The sequence below is a fragment of the Nocardia wallacei genome (assembly GCF_029869545.1).
Taxonomy (GTDB): Bacteria; Actinomycetota; Actinomycetes; order Mycobacteriales; family Mycobacteriaceae; genus Nocardia; species Nocardia wallacei_A.
This window is the reverse complement of record NZ_JARWQD010000306.1, coordinates 13,652-38,964: the sequence shown is the minus strand read 5'-3', so window position 1 is coordinate 38,964 and position 25,313 is coordinate 13,652. Positions and strand designations below refer to the sequence as shown.

The window sequence follows — 25,313 nt, the reverse complement described above, 5'->3', positions numbered from 1 at the left end:
CCCCCCCCCCCCCCCCCCCCCCCCCCCCCCCCCCCCCCCCCCCCCCCCCCCCCCCCCCCCCCCCCCCCCCCCCCCCCCCCCGCCGGCCCGCCCCCCCCCCCCCCCCCCCCCCCCCCCCCCCCCCCCCCCCCCCCGACCCGGCCCTGCTGGACTGGTACGCCCACCAGCGCCCCGTGCTCGCCCCGCCGTCGATGAGCGGGTGATCGCGCCGGAACCGGACGCCGTCGCGGCGTCGAACCCGTACTGTCGAGTAGTGTCCGGAATTCGGCTCCGGGGTGAACGGGCGACGAAGGAGTCCCTATGGAAACGATCGTGTCGGTGACCGGCGGCAAGGTTCGTGGCGTGACCGAGGGCGGGGTCAGCAGCTTCCTCGGCATCCCGTACGCGGCGGCGCCGGTCGGCCCGGCGCGGTTCGAGGCGCCGAAACCCGTGCCCGAGTGGTCCGGTGTGCGGGAGGCCCGCGCGCACGGTGCCACCTGCGTGCAGTCGCCGTATCCCGCCCCCATTCACGCGCTCATCGGCAGCGATGGCATCCCGGGCGACGAGTACCTCAATGTGAACGTCTGGACGCCCGACACCAGCAGCGCCGGACTGCCGGTGCTGGTGTGGATCCACGGCGGCGCCTTCACCCGCGGCTCCAACGCGCGAAAGATCTACGACGGCAGCGCCTTCGCGCGCGACGGCGTCGTCGTGGTGTCGATCAACTACCGGCTCGGCATCTCCGGCTTCGCGGCCGTCCCCGGCGCGCCGCTCAATCGTGGTCTGCGCGACCAGATCTTCGCCCTGCGCTGGGTGCAGGACAATGTCGCCGCGTTCGGCGGCGATCCGGGCAATGTCACCGTGTTCGGGGAGTCGGCAGGCGGCATGAGCGTGGTGAATCTGATCGCCTCGCCCGCCGCCCGCGGCCTGTTCCGGCGCGCGATCGTGCAGAGCGCCAACGGTTCCGCGGTGGCCGCCGCCGACGACGCGCGCAAGGTCGCGGAGAATGTCGCCGCGAAGCTCGGAATCGAGCCCACCGCGGCGGCATTCGGTCAGCTCACGCCGGATCGGCTACGGACGGTGCAGGATTGGACGACGCTGGAGCTGATCGCCGACCCCGACCCGGCGAAGTGGGGCGCATCCGTCGTCGCCAACGGGCTCGGCATCCTCAGCTTCTTCCCGGTCGTCGACGGCGATCTGCTCCCGGACCGGCCGACGGATATCATTGTGAGCCAACCGGATCGGACGGTGCCGCTGATCGCGGGCTGGACCGCGCAGGAGTTCCGATTCTTCACCTTCCCGACCGGTATCGCCGCGGGCATCACCGAGGAGACGCTGCCGTTCGTTCTCGCGCGCTACGGGCTCGAGCCCGCGGTCGCCGAGCGCTACGCCGCCAACCGCCCGGACGCCGCGCCCGCCGACATCTTCGCCGCCGTCATCACCGACGTCGTGTTCCGCGACGATGTCATGCGGATCGCGGAAGCCACCGCGACGGCGGGGAATCCGGCCTACGTCTACGAATTCGACTGGCCCTCGAGCATCGAGAACCTCGGCGCCTGCCACGTCATGGAGGTGCCGTTCGTCTTCGATCAGATCGACGCCGCGCACACCCTGACCGGACCGAACCCTCCCCAGCGCCTGGCCGACGAGGTGCACGGCGCCTGGGTCCGCTTCGCGACACACGGCGACCCGGGATGGTCGCGCTTCGATGCCGCCACCCGCACCGTCCGCATCTTCGGCTTCCCCGACTCCTACGAGGTCGCCGACCCGCGCGCCGACGAGCTGCGGGCGCTGCGGAGGGCTCACGCGGCGAGCTGAGACACCTCGGCCGTAGTCGTCCGCGGCTCAGTACTCCTCGCCGTACACCTCCTCGACCTCACCGCATTCGACGACCTTGCGGCCCTTTCCGTCGGCCTCGACATGGATGGAGAAATGGCCGTCATTGCAGCCCCCGTAGTCCTTCAGCCGTATCGTGATCTCCCGTCCGACATCGCAACGGTTGTGGTAATACACCGTCGTCGTCGTGATGCCGGGCTCGTAGGAGTAGGAGAAGCAGCCACTCACACCTTCCGCCGCGGAGGCGGTGGCGGGGGTGAGACCGATTGCGGCAACGGCAATTCCGGCTCCGAGGATCAACTTACCGGTCTTTCGCATATTCCATCCTTTCGAGAGATGCTGGTGCGGGCGGTGATTCACGAGTCCGCCGTGCTCTGGTCGGCTCCGCAGACGCTGTAGCAGAAGACGAACGGCTCCGTGCCGTCGTTGAACCAGGCGTGCGGGGTGCCGTTCTGGATCACGCAGTTGCCCGGTCGCAGCGACACATCGGAGCCGTCGCCGAGGCGCAGGCGGCCGTGCCCGGCCAGCACCACGATGAAATCGACGGTGGTGGTGCGGTGCATGCCGGGTGCGGCGGGGTCGAAGGCGGCCATCATCCCGGGCACTTTCGCCTCCGCCTCCGCGGCGGCCGCCGCCACCTGCTCCTCGGAGAGGTCCGCGTCGGGCTCATAGCTCAGCCCCGGGGGCACGGAGATGATGCCGAAACGCAGTCCACCCGGGCCGGGGAAGAAGCTCTTGTCGATCCGGGGCACGTCGTCGACCGGCAGGGTGGGTTGCTCGTCGAGTTCCCACATCCGGTAGACCTCGACGCCCGGCAACATGGCCAGCGTCAGTGGGCCGACCTCGTCGTCGCCCAGCAGCCGTCCCCGCCCGGTGTCGTAGTCGCCGACCACGATTCTGCGCATGTGCACTCCTGAATTTCGTCCGCCACCAGCTGAATCGTCCGGACCGTATCCGTGACGGGTCCGTCGGCGCGTGTTTCGGCGCGCACGGGAATTGTCCGGATGCGCAGAACGCGGCAACCGGCCATGATCTAGGCGGCGGTAGGAAGGAGACGGCGCTGATGGACCCGGCGACAGCGGTCACGACCAGGGTGGTGGACTACCACGAGCGAGCGGACTACTGGACCGAGCTGGTCGATGCGAATCAGTGTCGGCTCGCTTACGAATTCACCGACCGAGCCGACTTCCGGGGGCATATCCGGCTGCGCCGCACCGAGGGCTACCAGCTGGTCGGATGGTCGTCGGACGCGGTCACCTACATTCGCGGCGCGAAACATATCCGTGCCGACCCGGACGACGACTACCGGCTGATCGTCCCGCTCACCCGGCCCGTGACCATCGGTTCCGCCGACGAGCAGGGCACCCTCGTGCCCGGTTCGACGGCCCTGGTGTCCATCGACCGGCCCTTCTCGCTGTCGCTGCCCGAGGGCACCCGCGGGCTCATCATCACCATTCCGCGGCAGGAGATCAGGCATCGCCTCCACCGCACCGCGCCACCGGCGCAGCCACTGGACCTCACGACCGGCCTCGGACGGGTGGCGGCCGGAATCATCGGCAGTCTGTACGACGAGTCCGCCACTCTCACCGATCGGGAATTCGACGCCGTGTCCGAGCGGCTCGTGGATCTGCTCTGCATGCAGATCCTCGGCGATCCGGGGAGTGCGGCCACCCGGCTCGCCGCGGTGGAATCGGCCGCCCGCCGATACATCCACGGCCATGCCGGGGATCGCGACCTCACCGTCGCGCGCCTGGCCGAGGCGCTGGGCTGGTCGGTGCGCCAGATTCAATTGGCCTTTCGTGCCACCGGGACCAGTGCCAGCGAAGTGATCCGGGAGGAACGGTTGCGTCTGGCGCGCGACCGCCTGCGCAATCCCGCGTATCGGCAGCGCAGCGTCAGTGCCATCGCTTCGGACCTGGGGTTCGATTCGGTCAGCAGTTTCACCAAGGCATTCCACCGCCGTTTCGGTGCCACCCCGGGCCGGTTCCGCGAGGACCCGGACGGCGGGGGCGAGTGACTATCCGGTCAGCTTCGTGACCAGCTCGCCGAGGCTGTCGAACTGCCAGTCGAACACATCGGAACTCGTCGGCGGGTCCCCGACCGGGCGCCGGACGTAGGCGGTTCGCATGCCGCTCGCCTGGGCTCCCCGCAGGTCCCAGGCGTGGGCGGCGACCATGAGGGTGCGCTCCGGCGCGCATCCGGCGGTGTCGATGGCGAGCCGATAGATCTCCGGCGCGGGTTTGTAGGCCCGGACGGTCTCGCTCGAGAGGGCCTGGTGCCAGCGCAGCCCGGCGTGGGCGTTGAGCCGCGGCAGCGCGGTGCGACCGGCGTTGGAGAGCCCGAGCACGGGGAAGTGGCGGGCGATCCGCTCGAGCCCGGCGGCGGAGTCGTCCCAGGCCGGTAGTCGCTGCCCGGCCGTCGCCAGCCGGTCGAGGGCCGCCGGGTCGGTGAGTCCGGCGCGGGCGGCCACCCGTTGCGCGGCCTCGGCGTCGATGATCTCGGTACCGGCATATCGCCGCTCGCCCTGCGCGATTCGCTGCTGCTCGAGTTCGACGTGCCGCTGCCACACGGTGAGCAGTTCGTCGACGAACGCCTGATCGGCGGTGGGCACCGCCTCCCGAATTCCCGACCGCAACCCGCTCGGCTCGTCGACCATCGTCCCGAGGACATCGAAGACGACGACCTCGATATCGCGGACCTCGGCCATACCTTCTCCTTCGTAACCGGTTAGACAGGTTACGAATGCTGCCCGGAATGGCCTCGCGAGTCAAGAACGCTCACTGGCGGTGGTGCGGCCGTTCGCGGTCGGCCCACTGCGGGTTCTCCTCGTCGCGCCGGTAGACCGCGATCTGGCCCGGCACACTGAAATGCAGGCGGGTGGCCTCGCCGATCACCTCGCCGTCGGTGGCCAGGGCCTGCGAGTCCGGGAGTTCGACGGTGAGCGCCGGGACCATGCGTTCGCCGTAGACCTTGCTGTGCCCGATGGCGGCCAGCAGCAGGGCCAGGGCCGCGCGGGTGCGGGAGAATTTCAGATCGGCGCGCAGCCAGCGGATGTCGAGCAGGCCGGAATCGAGGCGCGAGCGGAAGGCCGGGACCGCGCCCGGCGGATCGTAGGAACCGTTGCCCGCGAACAGGAACCACACCTCCTGCCACCGCCCGTCCAATTTGATCCGGATCGGCTCGGCCCGCCGCAGCGTGACCACCAGGGCCGCGGCGAAGGCGGGCCATTTGCCCCACCGCTCCTGCCACTTCTCGCGCAGCCGCACCAGATCCGAATAGGCGCCGATGCTGGCGGTGTTGATCCAGTGCTGGGTGCGGGACTCCCCGTCGGTGCCGAATTCCACGCTCGCGATATCGACCGATACCGCCTCCCCGGCGCCGGTGGCGTCCACGACCTCGCGCAGGTCGTACACGCCGACATCGCGGGCGAAGTGATTGAGCGTGCCGGTCGGGATCACGACCAGCGGCAGTCCGTGCCGCAGCGCCACCGTGGCGATCGAGGCGACCGTGCCGTCCCCGCCCGCGACACCGACGGCGGCGGGCTGTTCCGTGCGCGCCGCCAGCACCTGCTCCAGCTGCTGGAGACAGTCCAGGCCCGGCACGGTGCGCAGCACGGTCGCCGCGGGCAGCGCGCGGGCGATGTCGTCGGTCGGGTCGTAGCCGGGGGTGCCGGACATCGGATTGACCACGACCACAAGGCCTTTGCCGTCGGCCAGCACCGGCACCTCGCGCACCGGGCGGGCCTGCGCCTCGTCCGAATGCCGCACCGGCCACCAGCGGCGGGTGGCCAGGGCGACGCCGCCGCCGATCGCCGCGCCGACGAGCACATCGGAGGTCCAGTGCACGCCGGTGTGCACGCGCGAGTAGGCGACCGTGGCGGCCAGCGGGGCGACCACGCGCGCGCTGCGCGGGCTCTCCATGGCCACCGCCGTGGCGAACGCGACGGCGGAGGCGCTGTGCCCGGACGGGAAGGACGACGAGGCCGGGCGGCGGATCAGCCGGCGATCCGGCGGCAGCAATTCGGCGGCCGGGCGTCGGCGGCCCACGACCGTCTTGAAGGTGTTCGCGGCGACGGTGGCGCCGCCGAGCGCGACCATGCCGCGCAGACCGGCCCGCCGGGTCGCGCCCTTGCGCGTGACGAGCACCGCCGCGATCGCCATCCACAGCACGCCGTTGTCGGCGGACCGAGTCAACCGCAACATCCCCCGATCGATCATCGACACCGGCAGTTCCGCCACCGCACCGCTCACGGCCCGATCGAACCGCCCCACCGGCCGAGACTTCCGCCGCAACCACTTCCTCACCAGCCCGACAGTACCGCCGCCCCGGCCAAAACCATGCCGGGGATGAGGAGGGAGAGCGCCGGGGATGAGGAGGGAGCGCGCCGGGGATGGGAGTGCGTTGGGCTCCACTTCTTGTCGTTTCCGGCGTGGTGTCCATTCATTGTTCCGGCGTGCTTTTGGCCGGAATCTCCTGGGAATCGGAGAGGGGCTCCAGTTGCGTTACCCTGACGTATGGTTCTGTCGCGGCGGCAGTTGTTGCGGGTGGGTACTGCTGGGGCGGCTGCGCTGCTGGTCGGTACGTCGGCGGCGGGGAGTGCGCGGTTTCGGGCGCCGCGGTGGGTGAGCGGGGATCCGTTCTCGCTGGGGGTGGCCTCGGGCGATCCGACGCCCGACGGAGTGGTGTTGTGGACGCGGCTGGCGCCCGATCCGTTCGCGCCGGACGGGCTGGGCGGGACCGCGCAGGCCCCGGTCACCGTGGACTACGAGGTCGCCGACGACGAGCATTTCCGCCGGGTGGTGGCGCGGGGTTCGGCGGTGGCCACCCGCGAGTTCGCGCACAGCGTGCATCCCGAGGTGCGCGGCCTGGCGCCGGATCGCTGGTACTACTACCGTTTCCGCGCGGGCTCGGCGATCTCCTCGGTCGGCCGGACCCGCACCGCACCCGCGCCCGGAAGTCCCACCGCGCGTATGCGTTTCGCGTTCGCCTCCTGTCAGGCCTGGCACTCCGGCTATTTCACCGCCTACGAGCATCTGAGCGCGGAGGACCTCGACCTGGTCGTGCACCTGGGCGACTACATCTACGAGCAGGTGTGGATGCTGGGCCGGGTCGGCGCCACGATGGACCGGCAGTTCTGGAACGAATCGGTGGACCTGCCCGGCTACCGCCTGCGCTACGCGCAGAACAAGGCCGAGGCGCCGCTGCGCGCCGCGCACGCCGCCTTCCCGTGGCTGGTCACCATGGACGACCACGAGGTCGACAACAACTGGGCCGGTGACTCCCCGGGCCTCGGCATCGACATCCACCGGATCCCGATGCTGTACCGGCGCCGCCGCGCCGCGGCGTTCCAGGCGATGTACGAGCATCAGCCGCTGCGGCTCGCCCAGCTGCCCTCCGGGCCCGATATGCGGCTGCATCGGCGTTACCGCTTCGGCGATCTGGCCGAGATCACCATGCTCGACACCCGGCAGTACCGCACGAAGCAGGCGTGCGGCGACGGCAACCTCGTCGACGGTTGCACCGAGCGATTCGCCCCGGACCGCACCATTCTCGGTGCCCGGCAACGTGATTGGCTGCTCGACGGCTTCGCGGACTCACCCGCCCGCTGGCAGATCCTCGGCAATCAGGTCGCGATGGCGCAGTCCGACTACGATCCGGGCCCGGGGATCTCGGTGGGCACCGACTCCTGGGACGGCTACGTGGCCGATCGCAATGCCGTTCTCGGCGCGGCCGCCGACCGCGGCGCGCGCAATCTCGTGGTGATCACCGGCGACCGGCACGAGAACTACGCCGCCGATCTGCGCGCCGACTACGCCCGCCCCGAATCTCCGGTGGTGGCCACCGAATTCACCGGCACCTCGATCAGCACCGGCGGCGACGGCGCGGACCTCACCCCGCGCGGCCGCGCCCTGCTGGCCGCCAATCCGGACCTGAAGTTCTTCAACGGCCAGCGCGGCTACGTCCGGGTCGACCTCGATCACGGCCTGTGGCGCAGCGATTTTCGCGTCGTCCCCTACATCCGGCAGCCGGGCGCACCGGTCACCACCCGGGCCGAATTCGTTGTGCAGGACGGGGTTGCGGGCGCCACCGAGGCATGGACGGCCGCGCCCGCGACCGATCAGCCCGCCGGGCCCGAGGCGGCGGCCCAGCCGGGCCCGAAACCACGGTAGCGGCGGTCACACCCACCATTGGGAATCTGGACAAAGCGCGCGCGGGCCGAGTTCGCTGTAACGTCTAGGCGCCCAGGACACCCTCTCACGTCGGTATCGAGGAATGACTGAACTCACCCCTGCCCAGGCCGATACTCTCGAAGTGTTGTCCGACAGCCCGGCGGCTCGCACCGCGGACGAATTGGCGGAACTGCTCGACGCGTCCGCCTACGAGATCGAGGACGCCCTGGCGTGGCTGAAGAGACATCGCTACATCGTCGGCGTCACCGCGTGGCAGCTCACCGTCGGCGCGGCCTATGTGCTCGGATCCCATCATCAGCTCTCCGAATTCGATCTGTACGTGCTGAACCAGGTGAAGGAGGCCGGTGGCGCCAGCACCATCGATGAATTGGTGCAGGACACCGGGATTCCCGAGGACGATCTCACCGACAGCGTGCAGTGGCTCAGCCGCAACGGCTACCTGCAGCCGGTGACGGCGTGGCGGCGGACCCCGATCTACCGCTGAGCCGGTTCACAATCCCTTCACCGTGGTGAACACCGCGGCCGTGCTGTCCTGACGGTAGAAGATGTCCGCCGGGGGATCGGCGAGCCCGGAGCCGGGCAGCCAGCTGTAGTCGACCACGCGCAGCGGCAGGGGCCCGGCCGGGGCGGTCAGCTCCACGTCGATGCCTTCCGGCGGGGGCGCCTCCAGGCGGAAGCCCCGATTCGGCACCGGCGTGAGTTCGCGCCCCGCCACGCGCAAGGTATGGACCGGGGTGTCGTAGCGCAGCGCGAGGGCGGTGGCGCCGCGGGTGGACCGCAGCCGCAGATGCACGGTGCGATGGCCCGAATCGGTGCTGTCGGACAGGATCTCGGCCGTCGGTGCCGACAGTGCCGCCGCCGGTGCGGGACCACCGGCCACCGCGGCCGGATACAGCGCCGCGTACGGTTCGGGCAGCGACCTCGCCTCGACGAACCCCCGCGTCCAGCGATCGGGTTCCTGCTGTGAAACCCACTGTGCCGCATTGCTGTCGGCGTCGAGGGCATAGGCCAGCTGGGACATCAGCGGATGCCGGTCGTCGACCCGGTCGACGGCCAGGCCCGCGGCCGCCAGCGCGACGGTGACCAGTACGGTGGCCGCGGGGAGCCATGCCGCGCGGCGCACCGGCCACGCATGCGTGAGCGTCAGCAGGAGCAGCCCGCCGAACAGCACCACGGCCGGGGCCACCAGGAACGGCGCCCCGGTGATTCCGGCCTGCAGTCCCGACCAGGCGATGCCGCCCAGGAACACCGCCGCCGGAAGCAGGAAGACGGTCAGCACCGGCAGCCGCCACGCGCCGGGCACGACGAAGGTCAGCGAAACCCCCGCGACCGCCGCGATCGCGGGCACGACCAGGATCTCCGCGGCCGCCGGGGCGATCGCGGTGACGCCCGCGCCCAGCACGGCCACGCAGCACAGCAGCCCGGCCGCGGCGGCGGTGGGCCCGAACAGGCGCCGCGCGAGCGCATACCAAGCGGTGAGGACCGCGACGCACAGCACGAGCACCGCCGCGTAATAGAACTCGGGCCGGTACGGGTCGACGAACAGCGGCCGGTACTCCGGCCGGATCGCCCGCAGCGCCTCCCACAGCCCGTAGGTCGCGCCCATCGCCAGCGGCACGGCCACCAATGCCGTTGCGGCGGCACCGAGTACGCCGCGGAGCGATGCCTCGCCGCTGTGCCGCACCTGCCGCACCACCCAGCCCGCGCCGAGCAGCGCCGCCACCGCGAGCACGATGATCACCCACAGCGGCAGCACGATCAGCACCCCGAACGGCAGCGAGAAGTACGCCCGATTCCCGTCGTCCGCGTCGGTCAGGTCCCGGTTGCCGAACGCCCGGGCCTGCGCGAGGGTGTTGTCGCCCATCTGCTGCAGGGTGGCGAGGTCGACGTGGGCCGGATCGTCGAACGGGTTGTGGTAGTAGGCGTTCCGACCGGCGTAGGCCCAGTCCAGGGTGTGCAGCCCGGCCGGTTCGAAGGCGGCGAAATCGGTGTTGCTGGAGGTCTGCCCACCGGCCAGCGACGTCGAGAACGAGTCGGTGTTCGGGAACGGGATATCGGCCACCTCGCGGATCAGGCCGCCGTCGGGGTGGGTGATCCGCCACAGCATGACCGGGCCGCCCGCGCCCCGGGCCTCGTGGTTCACCACCACCCCGCCGCGCGGATCGACCCGACCGGCGGCCACGAACGCCTCCGCGCCCAGCAGGCCGACCTCCTCGGCGTCGGTCAGCAGCACGACCAGATCGTTGCGCAGCGCGGTGCGGGCCTCGCGCAGCGCGCGCACCGACTCCAGCACCGTCGCGACGCCCACGCCGTCGTCGTTCGCGCCGGGCGCGGGCGGCACCGAATCGTAGTGTGCCGTCAGGTAAACCGTGCCGGTGGGATCGGTGCCCGGCAGCCGGGCGACGATGTTGTCGACCCGGGCCATGCCGAGCACGTCGCGCTCGATGGCCGCGGGGTACCGCCCGATACCGCTCTGAATTTCGGTGTCCAGGCCCAGGTTTCGCAGCCGGTCGACGAGATGGTCCCGGACGCGGTCGTGTTCGGCGGTGCCCACCGGGTGCGGCCTGGAGGCGATCGCCTCGACCGTGTCGAACGCCCGCCCGGCGCTGAACACGTCGGCGGGCGCGGAGGCCGCGCGATGCCCGTGCGGCTGCTCCCACGCCGTCGCGACGACCACGGCCAGCAGCACCGCGAACGCCAGCAAGCCCGAGAGCCGTCGTCCCACCCGCATGGGCCGATCCTAATGCCGGGAGAATCTGAGAAAACTCATAGGAAGACCTCAGACTCCGGTCAGCAGCGCTGTCCATGCTGGAACAGGAGGAACACGACCCCCGGCGAGAGGTAGGTGCGCGATGGTCGACATCGAGGTCACAGGAACGACCGTGACGGTCCATGTGCTCGGCGCCCACCGATTCCTGGGTCTGCGCGAGCAGTTCAGCTTCGACCTGTCCGACGTCACCGCGGTCGGCCCGGCGGCGGTGGACAGCCGGCCGCCGTGGGTGCGGGCGCCGGGCACCTTCTTCCCCGGCGTGATCGCCGCGGGCACGTTCCGGGGCAAGGGGCGGAAGGAGTTCTGGGACACGCTGTTCGACGGCCGCGCGGTCCAGATCGATCTGAGCGGATCGGATTTCACCCGGCTGGTCGTCGACGTCGCCGACGTCGAGGGTGTGCGGCGGCAGCTGACCGCCGCGGCCGCGGCCTGAGGGGCTGGTCTGCCGTACCGTCCGTTCGGTATGGTCAGTGGGGCGCAGACCTACATCATTGACACAAAGCCGACGAATTGTCCTGCTCGACAACACGACTCCGGTAACCGGCCTCGGCGTGTCGCGCGCGGCACGCCGGAGAATCTCGGATTTCGGCAAATCTGTGGTTTCGCGGACGGCGGTCGATCGACTAAGAATGTCGTGTGCCGTTCCCACTCGTGATCACCTGTCGGCCATCGCAACTCACCGGGCGGTGGTCCCGTTGACCGTCGAACGTCCCAACGGAGACGAGGTCGCGCAGCTGGCGAAGCGGGTCGAGAAGGCCCGTGGGCGCTTGGCGTACCAGTTCGACCCGGCGCTGACCGATGCGCTGTCCGAGGACGAACTACACGCCGAGCGCGACCTGGCCGAGAAGATTCGCGAGCAGGAACGCGAACAACGCTGGAAGAACGTTCAGGCCGCGGCCTCGGCATCCGACCGCGCAAGGCAGACCTCAGAGGCGATCGCGAAGGCCGATATGCGAGATCTGTTGATGGCCCGCAAGGCCGTTGCCGCCCAGCGCCGCGAGTCCAGCCCGCACGCCAAGCTGGCCTCGCTGTACCGTCACCGGGCCTGGTCGCAGCGCGGCCTGGCCGCGGTCGTGACGGCGGGCATGCTGTGGTCGGCGGTCAACGTGCAGCACAACATCGCGCCCGGCGGCGCGACCGACCCGCTGTTCTGGTTCAGCTACCTGCTCGAGGGCATGATCAGCGTCTGCCTGATCATCATCATGGTCGGCACCAACAAGGTCGCCGAGTGGGGGATTCTCGACAGCCGCCGCCAGGTCGCCATGGCCGAGCTGGCGCTGTTGTCGCTGACGGTCGTGCTCAACACCTACCCCTACCTCCGCTCCGCCGAGTGGTACGAGGTGGGCGTGCACGCGGTGGCGCCGGTCATGATCGGTGTCTCGCTGCTCATCCACAACGCCGCGAGCCACCGCTACGGCCAGGCCATCGCCCGCGCGACCGAGCAGGTGCGCGAGCTGCCCGATCCGGCCGAACAGATCCGGCGCACGCTGCCGACGTTCGTCAGCTTCATCCGGCAGGCCGCACCCGACACCCGCCCGCCGGTGCCGCAGGCCGCGCTGCCCGGGGCCGCCGAATCGAAGCCCGAGGAGGAGCCCACGACCGCGTCCGGCGACGTGCTGGACCCGGCCGAGGAGCCCGATATCTGGACCCCGAAGACGCCGAGCACCACCACGGCCAAGAGCTGGCGGGTCGACGACGCCAAGGACGTCAACGGCAGCAACGGTGCCAACGGCGCGAGCAAGCCCAAGAAGTCCGAGAGCCAGGCGTCCGCCGAGGATCCGGACCCGCTCAGCGTCTACGACACCGGCCAGTTCCGGATCGCCGAGACGCTGGAGCAGGAGCTGGCCGAGCTGCGCGCCGAGCGCCGCCGCGCCCGCGCCGCCAAGCAGCGGGTGAACGGCTTCGATCCGGACGAGTAGAGACCGACACCGCCCGGCACGCGTTCGATGACGCGCGCCGGGCGGTGGCCGGTCAGCGGAGGGCGACGGTGGCGGCGGCGCGGCTGAAGAGTTTGGTGCCGTTGCCGTGTGCGGTGAGCGACAGCGTGGCGATGCCCTGTTCGGGATCGACGGTCTTGACCGTGGCGCCGAATTCGACGGTGCTGGGCCGGTCCGTCGCGACGGGCAGCGTGCCGGAGAATCGCACGCCGTAGCGGGTCAGGGCGGCCGGGTCGCCCAGCCATTCGGTGAGGTAGGCCGCGCCGAGGCCCATGGTGAGCATGCCGTGCGCGACGATCGAGGGCAGTCCGGCGGCGCGGGCCACATCGTCGCTGAAGTGGATCGGATTGGCGTCGCCGGTCACGCCGGTGAAGTTGGCCAGATCGCCGCGAGTCAGCCGGACCGTGCGGGTCGGCAGCTGGTCTCCGGGTGCGAGATCGCCTGTGGTGCAGGCGGTATGGGGTCGCCGGGGGTGCGGGTTCACCGTGATCGCATCGCCGGATACCGGCAGCAGCGTGCCCAGCCGGTCGGGGGAGTGGTGCGTGCGGCGGTCGCCGGCGGCCAGGCCGGTCATGATGATCCCGTCCACCATGTCGGCCAGTTCGGAGCGGACGGCACCGGTGCGGGCCACCAGGGTGGTCGTCCCGGCCTGCACGGGCACGCCGTGTCGGTCGGACAGGACGTTCTTCGTGGTGAGCAGGTCGAGATCGCGGAGCTGCCGGAAGGACTGGAAGTACACGTCCGAGGTGAGGATGTCGCCCGCCACCAGCGGCCGCGCGAACTCGAGCATCTGATCGGCCTGCAGCACCTGCCCGAGGTCGTACTCGTAGAGCTGGGTGCTGAACACCTCGTCCTGCGCGCGTATCCACGGTAGCGTCGCGAAGGTCGCCGGGGCGATCAGCGCATCGAATCCGAGCTCCGCGGCGGCCAGCTCGCTGCGGTGCGCCGGATGCGAATCCTGAAGTGCGCGAGCGAATTCGCGGATCTTCTCGCGGCCCACCTCATAGTGGTCGGCCTGGCGATAGCGCTGCCCGACCAGGCGGCGAGCCTGATCGGCCGGTGCGCGGGTGAGAGTGTCCATAGTCCTCCTCGGTCCGGAATTTCGGAATCGGTCCTACCGCGGCACCACGCCGGTCCAGGTGATCGGCGAGGGCGGCACGATCGTCGGTGCCGACGGGTTGTCCTGCGGCAGCGCGCCCGCGACCAGCGCGAAACATCCGGCCGCCACCACCGCGAGAGCGCCGATCGCCAGCAGGATCTGGACGAGGGTCAGCCGATTGCGGGCGGTCACCGTCCGCGCCTCGGGCTCGGCCTCCGGCCACGGCTGCTTGCTCATTACGGCTCCCTTCTCGGGTGTGCGAGGACCCGGGGCGCCGCTGACCCGTCGAGAGAAGGTAATCCGACTTGTCTGCGAAAATCATTCCGCCGCAGCGGATTTGTTCCCGCTCACCACCGGCGATCGGGGTCCGCCGTGACGGCACCCAATCACCGGATGGTTCGGGCGATCTCAGGTGAGGTGGTCGAAATCGCCCCGGACCCAGGCGATGTAGCGATCGGCCGAGCGGCGGACCGCGGCGCGGGCGTCGGAGTCGACGGTCTTGCCGAAATTGTCGTAGAGGCGGTCGAACTCGTACTCCTCCACGGCCTTGGTGACGCGATCGACGACGGCGGGTGACAGCGGAATCCGGTTCGGGTAGCTGCGCATGAAGGCGACCGTGCGGCGATCCGGATTCGCCTGAATGGTGTCGGCGCTGAACAGCACGCCGCGCCCGCCCGCGCCCGCCGCCCAGTGCGCCACCGCGCTGCCCGCGAAGTGACCGCCCAACTGGCGCAGCGTGATTCCGGGCAGCAGGTCCACCCGGCCCGACCACGGCCGGATCACCGGATCGGGGCGCGCGATCCACTCCATATCGGCCTGCGCGACCAGGACGGGTACGCCGCCCAGCGCGCGGCTCCACTCGACCTGGACGCCGTAGTGATGCGGATGGCTCGGCACGATGGCGACGACCTCGCCCAGTTCGCGCACCTGCCGCGCCGCGGCCTCGTCGACGTAGCCGGTCACGTCCCACAGCACGTTGCCCGCGGGCGTGCGGATCAGGTGCGACTCCTGGCCGATGCCGACGCGCGGCTCGGTGGTCAGGCCGAACAGGTCGGGCTCCAGCTCCCGCACCTGGACGACGTGGCCGGAGGCCGCGAGCTCCGGCAGCGTGGTCCACTGCTGGCCCGCCGCGGGCACCCACTGCCGTTCGTCCGCGCAGATCCGGCAGATCGTGGCGTCCGCCTCGTGCTCCACCCCGCACGTACTACAGATCTTCCACACAACCGCCTCCTAACCCCGTGTACACCCACTCCGTTTCTACTCCACGGGGCCGGGCCGGAATCAGCGTATGGGCCGGAATCAGGTGAGTAGGCCGACGATGGTGGCGGACAGGAAGCTGACCAGCGTGGCGGCGTAGAGCAGGCGCAGGCCGTAGCGGGCGGCGACCAGGCCCTGCCGCTCGTTGAGGCTGCGCACGGCGCCGATGATGATGGCGATGCTGGAGAAGTTGGCGAACGACACCAGATAGGTCGACACGATCGCCATCGAATGCTCCGACAGATCCCCGTGCTCCTCGCGCAGCTGCTGCATGGCGACGATCTCGTTCGACACCAGCTTCGTGCCCATGAACCGGCCCACGTCGGCCGCCTCGTCCCAGGGCACGCCGGACAGCCACGCCAGCGGCGCGAAGACGTGCCCCATCACGTCCTGGAAGGTGGTGCCGTTGAAGATCGCGGCGAAGATCCCGTTCACCATCGCCAGCAGCGCGATGAACCCGATGAGCATGGCCGCCACCGTGAACGCGACCTTGAAGCCGACGAGGATGTAGTCGGTGAGCATTTCGAAGAACGACTGCTTCTTGCTGCTGTCGGTATCGGTGGTCCTACCGCTGGCGGGGTCGCCGGTTCCACCGTTGGCCGCCCCGGCCGTTCCACCGCTGACATCCGCATTGCCCGCGTCGGCGGGCGCTGGCCCGGCCGGGACCTTGGAGGCGTCGAGCAGCTCGGCGTCGTCCTCGGCCGTGACCGTGTACGGATTGATCAGCGCCGTCACCGCGAACACGCCCACCAGGTTGAGCACGATGGCGGCGATGACGAACTTCGCGTCGACCAATTGCATGTAGGCGCCGAGGATCGACGCCGACACCGTCGACATCGCGGAGGCGCACAGCGTGTACATGCGTTGCGGCGGAATCCGTTCCAGCATCGCGCGCAGCGAGATGAACACCTCGGACTGCCCGAGGATGGCCGAGGCGACCGCATTGAACGATTCGACCTTGCCGAACCCGCTCACCCACGACAGCGCCGTGCCGAGGTACTTGATGATCAGCTGCAGCAGCCCGATGTGCTGCAGGATGCCGATCAGCAGCGACACGAACACGATCGGCATCAGCACCGAGAACAGGAACGCCGGGCCGCTGTCGCCGCCGACCCGCACCAGATCGCCGAAGATGAACTCGGTGCCCTGCGCGGCATAGTCGAGGATGTGCTGGAAGCCGTCCCGGATCACCCGCACCAGCGTCGTGCCCACCCCGGTCTTCAGCAGGACGAACCCGAGCGCGACCTGCACCACCAGCAGCAACGCCACCCGGCCGAGCTTGCCCGCGGCGGCGCGCCGGTCGAAGCTCGGCAGCCAGGCGAGTAACAGGAATATCAGCAGGCCGAAGACCCCGATCACGTACTGCACAGACACCTCCGCCTGATCCGCCGGTAGGCGGTCTACCAGCGATGAGTGGGAGACACGCTACCGATCGAACGGCAATTCTTCGCGTCGAACGCGGTAGTTCCGTCAGAAAGTGTCGCGCTCAGCCCGTGTGCACCGCGTCGCGGACGAAACCGTGTGCGTCGGTGAGCATTCCGCGGGCCCGGGCGGCGTCGACCCCGGCCAGCTGCATGACGATGGCCGTCTTCGCCTGGCCGTCGGCGGCATCGAGAAGCGTTGCGGCCGTGTCGAAGTCCACGCCCGTGGCCTCGGCGATGATGCGGCGGGCCCGGTCCACCAGCTTGGTGTTGGAGGGGTGCAGGTCGACCATGAGATTGCCGTACACCTTCCCAGCGCGCACCATCACCGCGGTGGACAGCATGTTGCACACCAGCTTCTGCGCCGTCCCGGCCTTCAACCGCGTGGATCCGGTGAGAACCTCGGGGCCGGTGTCGATTTCGATGGCGATATCGGCGTGCGCGCTGAGTTCGGCGGGGCGGTTGCAGGAGATCGCGACGGCCGTGGCGCCGATCGCCCGCGCGCTGTCGAGCGCCCCGACCGCGTACGGCGTCCGCCCGCTCGCCGCCAGCGCCACCACGACGTCGGCGGGGGCCAGGCCGAGCGCGGCCAGGTCGCGCCCGGCGCCCGCGGCATCGTCCTCCGCGCCCTCCACCGCCTCGGTCAGCGCCTGCGGCCCGCCCGCGATGACCCCGAGCACCTCGCCCGGATCGCTGCCGAAGGTGGGCGGGCATTCCGAGGCGTCGAGCACCCCCAGTCGTCCGCTGGTGCCCGCCCCGGCATAGATCAGCCGCCCGCCGCGCTCGCGTGCCGCGACGATCGCCTCGACCGCCCGCGCGATGCTCGGAATGGCCTGCGCCACCGCGGAAGCCACCCGGGAGTCCTCGGCGTTCATGGTGCGGAGCAGGGTCTCGACCGGCATCGAGTCGAGGTTCGCCGAGCGCGGATTGGCCGTCTCCGTGGCCAATTCGCCGAGCCTGTCCACTACACCTCCCGCGGCCGGCGCGGGATCCGGCGATCGGCGACCGCGTCATAGGTGCGATGCAGCGCCTGGGCCGCCGCCGGAGTACGTTGCAGGACACCGACATACAGCGCGTCGACGATGAGCAGCTGGCTCATGCGGCTCGCCATCGCCGCCGACCGGAAGCCGTCCTCGCGCCCCGCCGCGAGCAGCGCGTGCGCCGCGGTGGACACCAGGCTCGATCCGGCGCCCGCGGTCACCGCGACGGTCGTCGCCCCGCCGCGGTCGGCGCGGCGCACGGCGTCGACGACGCCGGTGGTCTCCCCGGAGTGCGAGAAGGCCATGGCGACATCCCCGGTCGTGAGCAGGCTGGCCTGCACGAGCGCGTCGTCCTCCGAGGTGCACGCGCCGCACCACAGCCCGATCCGGGTCAGCTTCTGCGCCATATCCATCGCCACCAGCCCGGAGGCGCCGATTCCGATCAGCTGGATCCGGCGGGCCTGCGCCAGCGCCTGCGCCACCGCCGACATGGTCGCGGCATCGGCGCGCTGGGCCGTGGCGAGCAGTCCCTCGGTCTCGAAGGCGGCGAGCTTGTGCAGGACCTTCGAGGGCGCGTCCTCGGGTCCGATATCGGTGGCCAGCACCGGCGTCCGATCCTCTGTGCCGGTCGCGGCCAGCGCTAGGCGTAGCTGTGGATACCCTTCGTAGCCAAGGGTTTTGGCGAGCCGGACCACCGCCGAGGTGCTGGTGTCGGCGCGCTCGGCGAGCTGGTTCACCGTGAGCTGGGCCGTCCCCGCGGGGTCGTCGCGGATCACCTGTGCGACCCGCCGGGCGGTCGGGGTGAGCCGCGGGAGAGCCGCCAGCAGCCGACTGCGGACATCGTCACCTTCGGTCATCGCTTCCTCCGTCCAGCGCTGTGTCGGGGTGCTCGCATCATGCCACCGCCTCGACCGGCTCCGGCGGCGGCACGGTGTCGGGCGCCGGGTGGAAGCGGCTGGTGAGCCCGCCGACGACGAGGGTGACCGCGACGCCGATGGGCACCAGCCATTGTGCGGCGATACCCTTTTCGGTCACCTTCCCCGCCACGGTGACATCGATCTTGACGACCCGGACCACGAACGTCATCACGATCACGGTCGCGACGAATGCCACGATCGCGTCGAACTGGTTGGCGCGCTTGACGATTCGACCGAGCAGGAAGGCGCCGAGCAGCGCGCCGTAGGTGTAGCCCGCGATGGCCAGCGCCGTGAGGTACACGTTGCCGGTGGTCGTGCTGAAACCCATGGCGCACAGCGCCATCAGCACCGCCCACACCAGGGTCATGGTCCGGCCCAGCCGCAGCATCGCCAGATCGGAGATCTCGCGGCGGGAGAAGCTGTGAATGATATCGGCCACAGTCGAATTCGACATGGAGTTCAGCGCGGCCGACAGCGAACCCATGGCGGCGCCGAGGATTCCGGCGACCAGCAGCCCGGAGATCACCACCGGCAGGCCGTGCAGGATGAAGTCCGGATACAGGCCGTCGGCGCTGGAGAGCCCCAGGTCCTTGAAGCTCTTGCCGTCGTTGTAGGACCACAGCAGCGCACCCACCAGGGAGAAGGCCGCGAACTGCAGGGCGATGAACACGCCCGAGGCGACCATCGCCTTCTGGCTGTCGCGCACCGACCGCGTCGCCAGAATGCGTTGCACGATCAGCTGATCGGAGCCGTGCGAGGCCATCGCGAAGATCGCGCCGCCGATGATGGCGGTGGGCAGGGCGAAGCTGCTGGTGAGGATGTGCGCCGGATCGAAGTCGGTATCGAACAGCTGGAACTTGCCCGCGTGCAGCGCATCCGCGTAGCCGGAGGCGCCGACGTGGCCGGTGAGCACCACGATCGCGATGAGCGCGCCGAGCAGGTACAGGCCCATCTGCAGCGCGTCGGTCCAGATCACGGCCTTGATGCCGCCGAGGTAGGTGTAGACGACCGTCAGCAGCGTCAGCGCAACGATGATGACGTCGTAGCCGAGGGTGACGCCGAACTCGCTGAGCAGCAGCTTGATCGGGATGGCGGAGGCGAACAGCCGCACGCCCTCGGCGAGCAGCCGGGTCACCACGAAGGTCACCGAGGCGACACCCTGCAGGTAGCGGCCGAACCGCAGCTGCAGATACTGATACGCGCTGACGAATCCGCCCCGCTTGTACAGCGGGATCAGCGCGAGCGCGACGGCGGTGCGGCCGATGATGTACCCGAATGCCAGCTCGACGTTTCCGAAGCCCTGATCGGTGTAGGCGCCGCCCGGGATCGAAATGACGGTGAGCACACTGGTTTCGGTGGCGACCACCGAGAAACACACTGTCCACCACGGCATTCGGCCCTCGCCGACGAAATAGTCCGAGGCGGAGCGCTGTTTTCCCGACAGCCGCAGGCCGATCCAGGCGACGCCGACCAGGTAGACGACGATGACGGCGACATTGAGCGCGTTCATCGTGAACTCCCGGTGGTGCTGCGAGCGGAATGCAAATGAGTGTCAACTGTCACGCTGATGCCTGTCAATAACTTTCAGGAAATTCGTGTCATCAGTGGTTCCAGCGCCGTCGTGGTGTCGAGGGCGAGCAGCGCGGCGCCGTCGATCGGCCCGCCGCGTGCCGGGCGGCGTTCGGCGGCGGTTCCGATCGTCTCCTCGATCGGAACCAACAGTGCCGCACCGAGTTCGACGAGTCCACCGGTCAGCGCGTACGGCACCGGTTCGCGCAGACCGCTGCGCGCGATCGCGGCGAGCGCGGTGCGGCCCAGCGCGCGGCCCGCGGCGGTCATGATGTCGGCGGCGGTCGCGTCGGTGGCGGCGGCCGCGGCGACATCGGGGGCGAAACCGGCGGCGAGCAGGGCCGGGTTCTCGTGCTGCCCGAACAGTCTGGGCAGGTCGTCGAGGGGTCCGTAGCGCGCGGTGGCCGCGGCGGCCAGCGCGGTGTCCGGCCCGCGCCCGTCGTGGCAGCGCAGCGTCGCGCGCAGGCCCTCGACGCCGATCCAGCCGCCGCTGCCCTCGTCGCCGAGCAGCGGTCCCCAGCCGTCGACGCGGGTGAAGGTGCCCGCCGCGTCGATCGCGGTCGCCACGGCTCCGGTCCCCGCGGTCAGTGCCACCCCGGGCAAGCCGCCGAGCGCCCCCGCGTGGGCGGTGACGGCATCGGACGTGATCGCGACCGCCGTCACCCGCGGCAGCCGGGCCAGTTCCCGGGCGAGCTGCTCGCGGGCCTCCGGCGCCGCGGCCGCACCGGCGGCACCGACCGACACCACGAAAGGCGTTGCGAGACCATCGATCCGCCCGACAACGTCCCCGATGGCCGCCACCGCCGCCGCCACCCCGCCCGCCGCCGCCAACCCCGGCGCCCCCGCCCCCTCGGCCAACTCCTTCTCAACCCCCTCCACCCGAAGCGCCCCCCGACACTTCGTCTTCCCCAAGTCGACAGCAAGAACTACGCCACTCATGCCCAGCATCTTCGCGAACCATCCCCCATCCCGCCGCCGATCCCCACAAGTTACCTACCGGTCGGCAGAGCACACGTTCCCGCACCCCCTGTTCGTTCCCGCACCCCTTACAAGCCCTCGCAGGGGGTGCGGGAACCGGTAGAGAGTGCGGGAAGTTTGGGTCCGGCGTGCCGGGGGAGGGGATGTCGGGGGTGGTGGGTAGGCTGGGGCGGCGGGTTGCCCAATTGTTGCCAGGTAGTCGGATTTGTCGGGAAGTTCGAGGAGGCGTGGGTGTCGGTGGCGCTGGGCGGGCTGGGGTGAGGCGGGGGATTCGGGGGCCGTTGCTCGGGTTCGGGGCCTTTGCGCTCGTTGCGGTTCTGGTTACGGTGGTGGTGTGGAATACGTTGGCGCGCAATGTGAGTGGGCCGACCGATCGATATACGGCCACCTTCAGTGACGTGCTCGGGCTGCGCGTGAACGACGACGTGCGGATCGCGGGGGTCCGGGTCGGCAAGGTGACCGGCATCGATCTGGACCGGGACGAGGCGACCAGGAAGCATGTCGCGCGCGTGAGCTTCGTGGTGCAGCGCAATCAGACCGTGTACTCCGACACCAAGGCGCTGGTGCGGTATCAGAATCTGATCGGCCAGCGCTACGTGGCACTGGCGCCCGGCACCGATCCCGGCAGCACGCCGCTGCGCAGCGGGGGAGCGATTCCGCTGGCGCGGACCGAGCCGTCGTTCGACATCTCCGGCCTGCTGAACGGCTTTCAGCCGCTGTTCGAGAACCTGCTGCCCGAGCAGGTGAACGACCTGTCGAACACGCTGATCATGGCGCTGCAGGGCGACGGGGTGTCGTTGAGCGCCTTCATCACCCAGGCCGCCGCGCTGGCGACCGACTTCCACCGCCGCGACGCGATCCTCGCCGATGTCATCACCAACCTCAGCGCGATCATGCAGGGCCTGGCCAAGCGCGGCACCGAGCTGGAGACGCTGATCACCCAGACGCGGGCGCTCGTCGGCGGACTGTACGAACAGGGCCGATCGCTGCTGGCATCGACGGAGCAGATCGCCGCGACCGCCGACACCCTGGTGCACACCATCGACAAGGTGCAGCCGAAGCTGGTCCCCGCGCAGACCTCGGTCCGCGACGCCCTCACCCTGCTCCTCGAGAACGGCGCCAAGCTCGATCAGACCGCGGTCGACCTGCCCTCGATCCTGTCCGACATCGGCCGCTTCACCCAGAACGGCACCTACGCCGACGCCTACGTGTGCCGCCTGGACATCTCGCTGTACGGCATCCTGTTTCCCCGCGGTTTGCTCTCCCAGATCGGCGGGCCCTCGCAGTCGGCGGTATGTCGGCCCTGAGCGGATTGTCGTAGCGCGGGCCCGCCTTCGTTGTCACGCGGCCTTGCGCCTCCACGACGACGGTGTCCTCCTCGGCCACGAACCGGCTTGCGGTGCAGGTGTATTCGTCGGCGAACCGGGCGCCCAGCGGCGCGAGCAGGTCGCGGCGCACGGCATCCTTGCCGAGGAAGCTGCCCGCCCAACTGTTGTGCCCGCTGACCGTCCATTTCACGTCGTCGGCCATGGCGGCGAGCAAGGGGCGGATATCGCCGGTGGCCCAGGCATCGAATGCCTCGCGCAGGAGTTGTTTGTTGTCGGCGGGGGACAAGCTTCGTCCTCTGGGTTAGGTCGAGATGGTGGGCGGGGCGGATGAGGATGCCCGCTGACCAGTCGTCGAGTCGGCGGGTGTGGGCGACTGCTGTGTTGTCGAGTTGGTGGGCGTCTGTTGTGCGGCCGCGGAGTTCGCCGGGCGAGGACGCGTGCTGTGGTCGTCGTTGAGCTGGTTGGGAGGGCTCAGGTGGTGGGCTGCTGCGTGGTTGTCGGGTGGTTAGGTGAGGACGCCTGCTGCGTAGTCGTCCAGTTGGCGGACTGCGCGGGTGGAGGACCAGGGATCCAGGCGTGCTCGGGTGTCGGCGTAGAGTTCGCGGACACGATACGAGTTCCATCCGCGAGTGAGATCAATGGCGTCCCGGGCCGCTGCGCATGCGCGATCGATGTCGAGGCTGGCAACTGTCCGTGCAAGTTGCAGATGGCACTTTGCCCGGTCTCGTTTCATATGCGCGGGAATGAGCGGCAACGTGGCCTGAGCCGTATCCGCTGCAGCAGCGTGCTCTCCGGATGCTGCGAAACAACGTGCTGTCTTCGCTGCTGTGGCCCACCGCGCCTGGTAGTAGCAGAACGATTCGTCCGGGGTCGTCTGCTCGGCGAAATCGTCTGTGACACGGTCCAGCTGGACCCATGCGTCGTGCTTTCTACCCGAGACTGCGAAAGCTTCTGCGGCACACAGCCTTCGGAAATCGATGGTTCGGCCGTCACTGACAGGCAACCTCAGCATCGCATCCGCCAGGTCGGCGGCTCGTGAGTACTGACGCGCTGCGACAGCTACCTGTGTGCGATGGCAAAGGATCCCCGTCGCAATGTCGGTATCTCCGGCTTCCTCCGCGTGTCGATACGCGAGGTCGAACAGCTCGTCGGCGCGTTCCACGTCACCTTGGTCCCAAACGGCCCACGCAGTGCTGGCGGTAGCTTCACCGGTCAGCGATTGAAGCTCGGGTTTCAAGCTTGATGGACAGTCGCGCAGGAGCGCTGTACAGGTCTTCACCTGCGCTTCGATGATCGGAAGTGCGGCATTCGCGCCGACTTTGTCGTCCAGTTGCCTCGCTGAATGGACTGTGGTTCGCAGATGCTCGATCGCGTCAGCCGTCACCACGGGGGTATCTTCACCACGCAAGGTCGACATGCCCACCGCTGCCGCAGTCGAGGCAAGGAAGTGTCGCCGGTTCACGTCCGGGTCTCCCATCAATTCGTGAAATCGCCTCTTGGACTCATGGTCCGCGTTGAAAAGGACTCTGTCCAGACGCGATTGGAAACAGATACTTATGTTCGCGCTCGGGCGGCTCTCCCAGAAGCTCACCGTGCGTTGGGCACACGCCAACTCGTCGGCCAGTTGCTGCTGGGTCTTTCTGAGCGCGTCCCGCAGAGCCTTGACGTGCCCCCCGGTCCACATCGTCACATCCGTCACGGCACCCCTGCCTGCCCGTTGCTGTCGATTGCTGAAGCCTGCGTGCTACTTACCTTCCTCCTCGATTGTGACCTGGGCAACATTATTCGCGTGTCTGACGAAATGTTGCCCGATCAAGCGCATCCGGTACTCATGGCGCACAACGCGCCGCCGCCGGGGCGGACCTGGACCGTCGCGGAAGCCCATGCGGTGTGGCAGGTTCACAAGGAGTGCGCGGCTACCGGCTGTCCCGCGCTCCGACACGCCAAATACGTTCTGGTGCAGGCGAACCGGATGATTCCCGCCGATGCTCCCCACATCGGGAGCTGACGGTGGCGGGCCGTCCGCGGCAGCGGACCGCGAGGACCGTCGAGGCGATGTCGTGAATCCGCGATCCTATGGCATTGTGCGCCTTGATATTGCGCAGTCTGCGACGAATAGGTATGTCGATGACATTCGGGCGTTGGCAGTGGCACAGCGGTGGGATTTGCGTGCCGTGTTCGTGGAGCCCTCCGATGCGTGGTTTCCACTGCTCGTCTCCTCGCTGGACGTGCCCGCGACGGGAGTGGTCGTGGTGCCGTCGTCGCTGCATCTCGGCGGGTGGATGGATGCGATCCGGCAGTCGGTCGACGTGTGGACGCTGTATCCCCGATTGCGGTGGGCGCGAAGGACAATGGAGTGACATGCCCATGGACGGGGCGCGGAACGACGATCTGCTCAACGACATTCGTCGAGTGAGCGCCTGCGAGTGCTCGGCGCTCGACGCGGCGACGTGGGGGCTCAGCGCGCGTGAGATCGCCGTGCTCGCAGGGCAACTCACGAAGGTGGCGGCACATATCGCGACACGGGCGGGGAGTGCTCGCGGGCTGCCGCCGCCGGGGACGCTGCCCGGCGCGGGCGCCGATCGGCTCGATCTGTCGGCGCAGCGGAGCGCGGTTCCGGTGGCCGCCATGTTCGTGCGGAACACCCTGTTCAAATGGCAGTGGGGTGACGTGCTGGTCGATGCCGAACGCGCGGTCCGGGAAATGGCGAATTCCTTCGTCGCCGCCATCGAGGAATGCGATCTCGGCTACCCGACCCGAATGAGTATTCGACTGCGTGCGATATCCGCGGGTAGATTGATCGTCGAACTGCACGATTCCGTCGAGAATTCCGCCGCCGTCGCCGCCTCCGGGAATCTGATCAACGAGCGCGTGGAGCGGATGAGCGCCCGCAGCGGGCAGTACCGAACGGGCGGGCGCACCGTGCTCTGGGCGGAACTGGGGCGGCCGGAGCCGGGATCGCGCTGGATCTGACCTGTCCGGACCGGACGGAACCGGCGTCGCGCTGTACCGCACCGGCACCCGGTTCATCCTCCGCGTGGATCCGCGCCC

Annotated in this window: 24 protein-coding genes and 1 pseudogene; 10 read left to right on the top strand and 15 right to left on the bottom strand. The window is 69.5% G+C overall.

The annotated features are described in order from the left end of the window. Positions 1–300: 300 nt before the first annotated feature. Positions 301–1,797 carry a carboxylesterase/lipase family protein gene (locus tag QH290_RS27165; RefSeq protein ID WP_280262382.1) on the top strand — a complete coding sequence of 499 codons (1,497 nt, stop codon included), beginning with the start codon at positions 301–303 and terminating at the stop codon, positions 1,795–1,797. A 27-nt stretch (positions 1,798–1,824) separates the two neighbouring features. Here QH290_RS27165 and QH290_RS27160 read toward each other — a convergent pair whose 3' ends face one another. Both QH290_RS27160 and QH290_RS27155 read right to left on the bottom strand, forming a co-directional pair. After that, complete coding sequence (locus QH290_RS27160) at positions 1,825–2,133, bottom strand: hypothetical protein (RefSeq protein WP_280262379.1); 309 nt, start codon at positions 2,131–2,133, stop codon at positions 1,825–1,827. Positions 2,134–2,171: 38 nt separating this feature from the next. After that, positions 2,172–2,720, bottom strand: coding sequence for a cupin domain-containing protein (locus QH290_RS27155; protein ID WP_280262377.1), 549 nt, complete (start codon positions 2,718–2,720; stop codon positions 2,172–2,174). Positions 2,721–2,878: 158 nt separating this feature from the next. Between QH290_RS27155 and QH290_RS27150 the strand changes: the two genes are divergently transcribed. Next, positions 2,879–3,832 (top strand): helix-turn-helix domain-containing protein, encoded by a 954-nt coding sequence (locus QH290_RS27150; RefSeq protein ID WP_280262375.1) that lies wholly within the window; start codon positions 2,879–2,881, stop codon positions 3,830–3,832. On the opposite strand, the gene QH290_RS27145 is transcribed toward QH290_RS27150, so the two are convergent. Together QH290_RS27145 and QH290_RS27140 are read right to left on the bottom strand one after the other, a co-directional pair. Further along, positions 3,833–4,522, bottom strand: coding sequence for a haloacid dehalogenase type II (locus tag QH290_RS27145; RefSeq protein WP_280386013.1), 690 nt, complete (start codon positions 4,520–4,522; stop codon positions 3,833–3,835). 70 nt (positions 4,523–4,592) lie between these two features. After that, positions 4,593–6,119, bottom strand: a complete 1,527-nt coding sequence (locus tag QH290_RS27140; RefSeq protein ID WP_280262371.1) for a bifunctional phosphatase PAP2/diacylglycerol kinase family protein — start codon at positions 6,117–6,119, stop codon at positions 4,593–4,595. Positions 6,120–6,329: 210 nt separating this feature from the next. Between QH290_RS27140 and QH290_RS27135 the strand changes: the two genes are divergently transcribed. Both QH290_RS27135 and QH290_RS27130 read left to right on the top strand, forming a co-directional pair. Next, positions 6,330–7,985, top strand: coding sequence for an alkaline phosphatase D family protein (locus tag QH290_RS27135; RefSeq protein ID WP_280386011.1), 1,656 nt, complete (start codon positions 6,330–6,332; stop codon positions 7,983–7,985). A 103-nt stretch (positions 7,986–8,088) separates the two neighbouring features. Further along, entirely contained in the window at positions 8,089–8,490 is a 402-nt protein-coding gene (locus QH290_RS27130; protein ID WP_280262367.1) for a hypothetical protein, read from the top strand. A gap of 6 nt (positions 8,491–8,496) precedes the next feature. On the opposite strand, the gene QH290_RS27125 is transcribed toward QH290_RS27130, so the two are convergent. Beyond that, positions 8,497–10,737 carry a M20/M25/M40 family metallo-hydrolase gene (locus tag QH290_RS27125; protein ID WP_280386009.1) on the bottom strand — a complete coding sequence of 747 codons (2,241 nt, stop codon included), beginning with the start codon at positions 10,735–10,737 and terminating at the stop codon, positions 8,497–8,499. A gap of 121 nt (positions 10,738–10,858) precedes the next feature. Here QH290_RS27125 and QH290_RS27120 point away from each other — a divergent pair, with 121 nt between their 5' ends. Continuing rightward, positions 10,859–11,209 carry a hypothetical protein gene (locus QH290_RS27120; protein ID WP_280262363.1) on the top strand — a complete coding sequence of 117 codons (351 nt, stop codon included), beginning with the start codon at positions 10,859–10,861 and terminating at the stop codon, positions 11,207–11,209. 253 nt (positions 11,210–11,462) lie between these two features. Continuing rightward, positions 11,463–12,695 (top strand): hypothetical protein, encoded by a 1,233-nt coding sequence (locus QH290_RS27115; protein ID WP_425301552.1) that lies wholly within the window; start codon positions 11,463–11,465, stop codon positions 12,693–12,695. Between the two features lie 52 nt (positions 12,696–12,747). Here the strand turns inward: QH290_RS27115 and QH290_RS27110 are convergent, their stop codons facing one another. The 8 genes from QH290_RS27110 to QH290_RS27075 all read right to left on the bottom strand — a co-directional run bounded on the left by QH290_RS27110 (position 12,748) and on the right by QH290_RS27075 (position 20,895). Further along, positions 12,748–13,794, bottom strand: coding sequence for a fused (3R)-hydroxyacyl-ACP dehydratase subunits HadA/HadB (locus QH290_RS27110; RefSeq protein WP_280262359.1), 1,047 nt, complete (start codon positions 13,792–13,794; stop codon positions 12,748–12,750). Between the two features lie 33 nt (positions 13,795–13,827). Further along, positions 13,828–14,049 (bottom strand): hypothetical protein, encoded by a 222-nt coding sequence (locus tag QH290_RS27105; protein ID WP_280262357.1) that lies wholly within the window; start codon positions 14,047–14,049, stop codon positions 13,828–13,830. A 171-nt stretch (positions 14,050–14,220) separates the two neighbouring features. Continuing rightward, the gene (locus QH290_RS27100) at positions 14,221–15,006 is read right to left on the bottom strand and encodes an MBL fold metallo-hydrolase (RefSeq protein WP_280386007.1); all 786 of its coding nucleotides are present in this window, start codon (positions 15,004–15,006) and stop codon (positions 14,221–14,223) included. A 105-nt stretch (positions 15,007–15,111) separates the two neighbouring features. Then, a complete protein-coding gene (locus QH290_RS27095; RefSeq protein WP_280386006.1) occupies positions 15,112–16,437 on the bottom strand; it encodes a NupC/NupG family nucleoside CNT transporter in 1,326 nt (441 codons plus the stop codon). Between the two features lie 118 nt (positions 16,438–16,555). Continuing rightward, positions 16,556–17,455 (bottom strand): N-acetylmuramic acid 6-phosphate etherase, encoded by a 900-nt coding sequence (gene murQ / locus QH290_RS27090; protein ID WP_280386004.1) that lies wholly within the window; start codon positions 17,453–17,455, stop codon positions 16,556–16,558. Beyond that, on the bottom strand, positions 17,455–18,327 hold the full coding sequence (locus tag QH290_RS27085; protein ID WP_280262349.1) for a MurR/RpiR family transcriptional regulator: 873 nt from the start codon (positions 18,325–18,327) through the stop codon (positions 17,455–17,457). Before QH290_RS27085 ends, murQ begins: the two co-directional genes overlap by 1 nt. Positions 18,328–18,364: 37 nt before the next feature. Then, on the bottom strand, positions 18,365–19,897 hold the full coding sequence (locus QH290_RS27080) for a sodium:solute symporter (protein WP_280262348.1): 1,533 nt from the start codon (positions 19,895–19,897) through the stop codon (positions 18,365–18,367). A 74-nt stretch (positions 19,898–19,971) separates the two neighbouring features. Further along, positions 19,972–20,895, bottom strand: coding sequence for an N-acetylglucosamine kinase (locus QH290_RS27075; RefSeq protein ID WP_280386002.1), 924 nt, complete (start codon positions 20,893–20,895; stop codon positions 19,972–19,974). Positions 20,896–21,191: 296 nt separating this feature from the next. Between QH290_RS27075 and QH290_RS27070 the strand changes: the two genes are divergently transcribed. Beyond that, positions 21,192–22,241 carry an MCE family protein gene (locus QH290_RS27070; protein WP_280386001.1) on the top strand — a complete coding sequence of 350 codons (1,050 nt, stop codon included), beginning with the start codon at positions 21,192–21,194 and terminating at the stop codon, positions 22,239–22,241. Between the two features lie 16 nt (positions 22,242–22,257). Here QH290_RS27070 and QH290_RS38220 read toward each other — a convergent pair. Together QH290_RS38220 and QH290_RS27065 are read right to left on the bottom strand one after the other, a co-directional pair. Next, positions 22,258–22,548 (bottom strand): annotated as a pseudogene (locus tag QH290_RS38220) (nuclear transport factor 2 family protein); the annotation flags it as partial. Positions 22,549–22,767: 219 nt separating this feature from the next. Further along, positions 22,768–23,961, bottom strand: coding sequence for a helix-turn-helix domain-containing protein (locus QH290_RS27065; RefSeq protein WP_280262344.1), 1,194 nt, complete (start codon positions 23,959–23,961; stop codon positions 22,768–22,770). 18 nt (positions 23,962–23,979) lie between these two features. On the opposite strand from QH290_RS27065, the gene QH290_RS27060 reads away from it, so the two are divergent. The 3 genes from QH290_RS27060 to QH290_RS27050 all read left to right on the top strand — a co-directional run bounded on the left by QH290_RS27060 (position 23,980) and on the right by QH290_RS27050 (position 25,235). Beyond that, positions 23,980–24,270, top strand: coding sequence for a hypothetical protein (locus QH290_RS27060; RefSeq protein WP_280385999.1), 291 nt, complete (start codon positions 23,980–23,982; stop codon positions 24,268–24,270). Between the two features lie 133 nt (positions 24,271–24,403). Then, complete coding sequence (locus QH290_RS27055; protein ID WP_280262340.1) at positions 24,404–24,622, top strand: hypothetical protein; 219 nt, start codon at positions 24,404–24,406, stop codon at positions 24,620–24,622. A gap of 7 nt (positions 24,623–24,629) precedes the next feature. Beyond that, the gene (locus QH290_RS27050; protein WP_280385998.1) at positions 24,630–25,235 is read left to right on the top strand and encodes a hypothetical protein; all 606 of its coding nucleotides are present in this window, start codon (positions 24,630–24,632) and stop codon (positions 25,233–25,235) included. Positions 25,236–25,313: the final 78 nt, after the last annotated feature.

Coding starts and splice junctions, on each gene's coding strand:
- QH290_RS27165 (WP_280262382.1), top strand. CDS start 301: ATGGAAACGATCGTGTCGGTGACCGGCGGCAAGGTTCGTGGCGTGACC.
- QH290_RS27160 (WP_280262379.1), bottom strand. CDS start 2,133: ATGCGAAAGACCGGTAAGTTGATCCTCGGAGCCGGAATTGCCGTTGCC.
- QH290_RS27155 (WP_280262377.1), bottom strand. CDS start 2,720: ATGCGCAGAATCGTGGTCGGCGACTACGACACCGGGCGGGGACGGCTG.
- QH290_RS27150 (WP_280262375.1), top strand. CDS start 2,879: ATGGACCCGGCGACAGCGGTCACGACCAGGGTGGTGGACTACCACGAG.
- QH290_RS27145 (WP_280386013.1), bottom strand. CDS start 4,522: ATGGCCGAGGTCCGCGATATCGAGGTCGTCGTCTTCGATGTCCTCGGG.
- QH290_RS27135 (WP_280386011.1), top strand. CDS start 6,330: ATGGTTCTGTCGCGGCGGCAGTTGTTGCGGGTGGGTACTGCTGGGGCG.
- QH290_RS27130 (WP_280262367.1), top strand. CDS start 8,089: ATGACTGAACTCACCCCTGCCCAGGCCGATACTCTCGAAGTGTTGTCC.
- QH290_RS27125 (WP_280386009.1), bottom strand. CDS start 10,737: ATGCGGGTGGGACGACGGCTCTCGGGCTTGCTGGCGTTCGCGGTGCTG.
- QH290_RS27120 (WP_280262363.1), top strand. CDS start 10,859: ATGGTCGACATCGAGGTCACAGGAACGACCGTGACGGTCCATGTGCTC.
- QH290_RS27110 (WP_280262359.1), bottom strand. CDS start 13,794: ATGGACACTCTCACCCGCGCACCGGCCGATCAGGCTCGCCGCCTGGTC.
- QH290_RS27105 (WP_280262357.1), bottom strand. CDS start 14,049: ATGAGCAAGCAGCCGTGGCCGGAGGCCGAGCCCGAGGCGCGGACGGTG.
- QH290_RS27085 (WP_280262349.1), bottom strand. CDS start 18,327: ATGACCGAAGGTGACGATGTCCGCAGTCGGCTGCTGGCGGCTCTCCCG.
- QH290_RS27080 (WP_280262348.1), bottom strand. CDS start 19,897: ATGAACGCGCTCAATGTCGCCGTCATCGTCGTCTACCTGGTCGGCGTC.
- QH290_RS27075 (WP_280386002.1), bottom strand. CDS start 20,895: ATGAGTGGCGTAGTTCTTGCTGTCGACTTGGGGAAGACGAAGTGTCGG.
- QH290_RS27050 (WP_280385998.1), top strand. CDS start 24,630: ATGGACGGGGCGCGGAACGACGATCTGCTCAACGACATTCGTCGAGTG.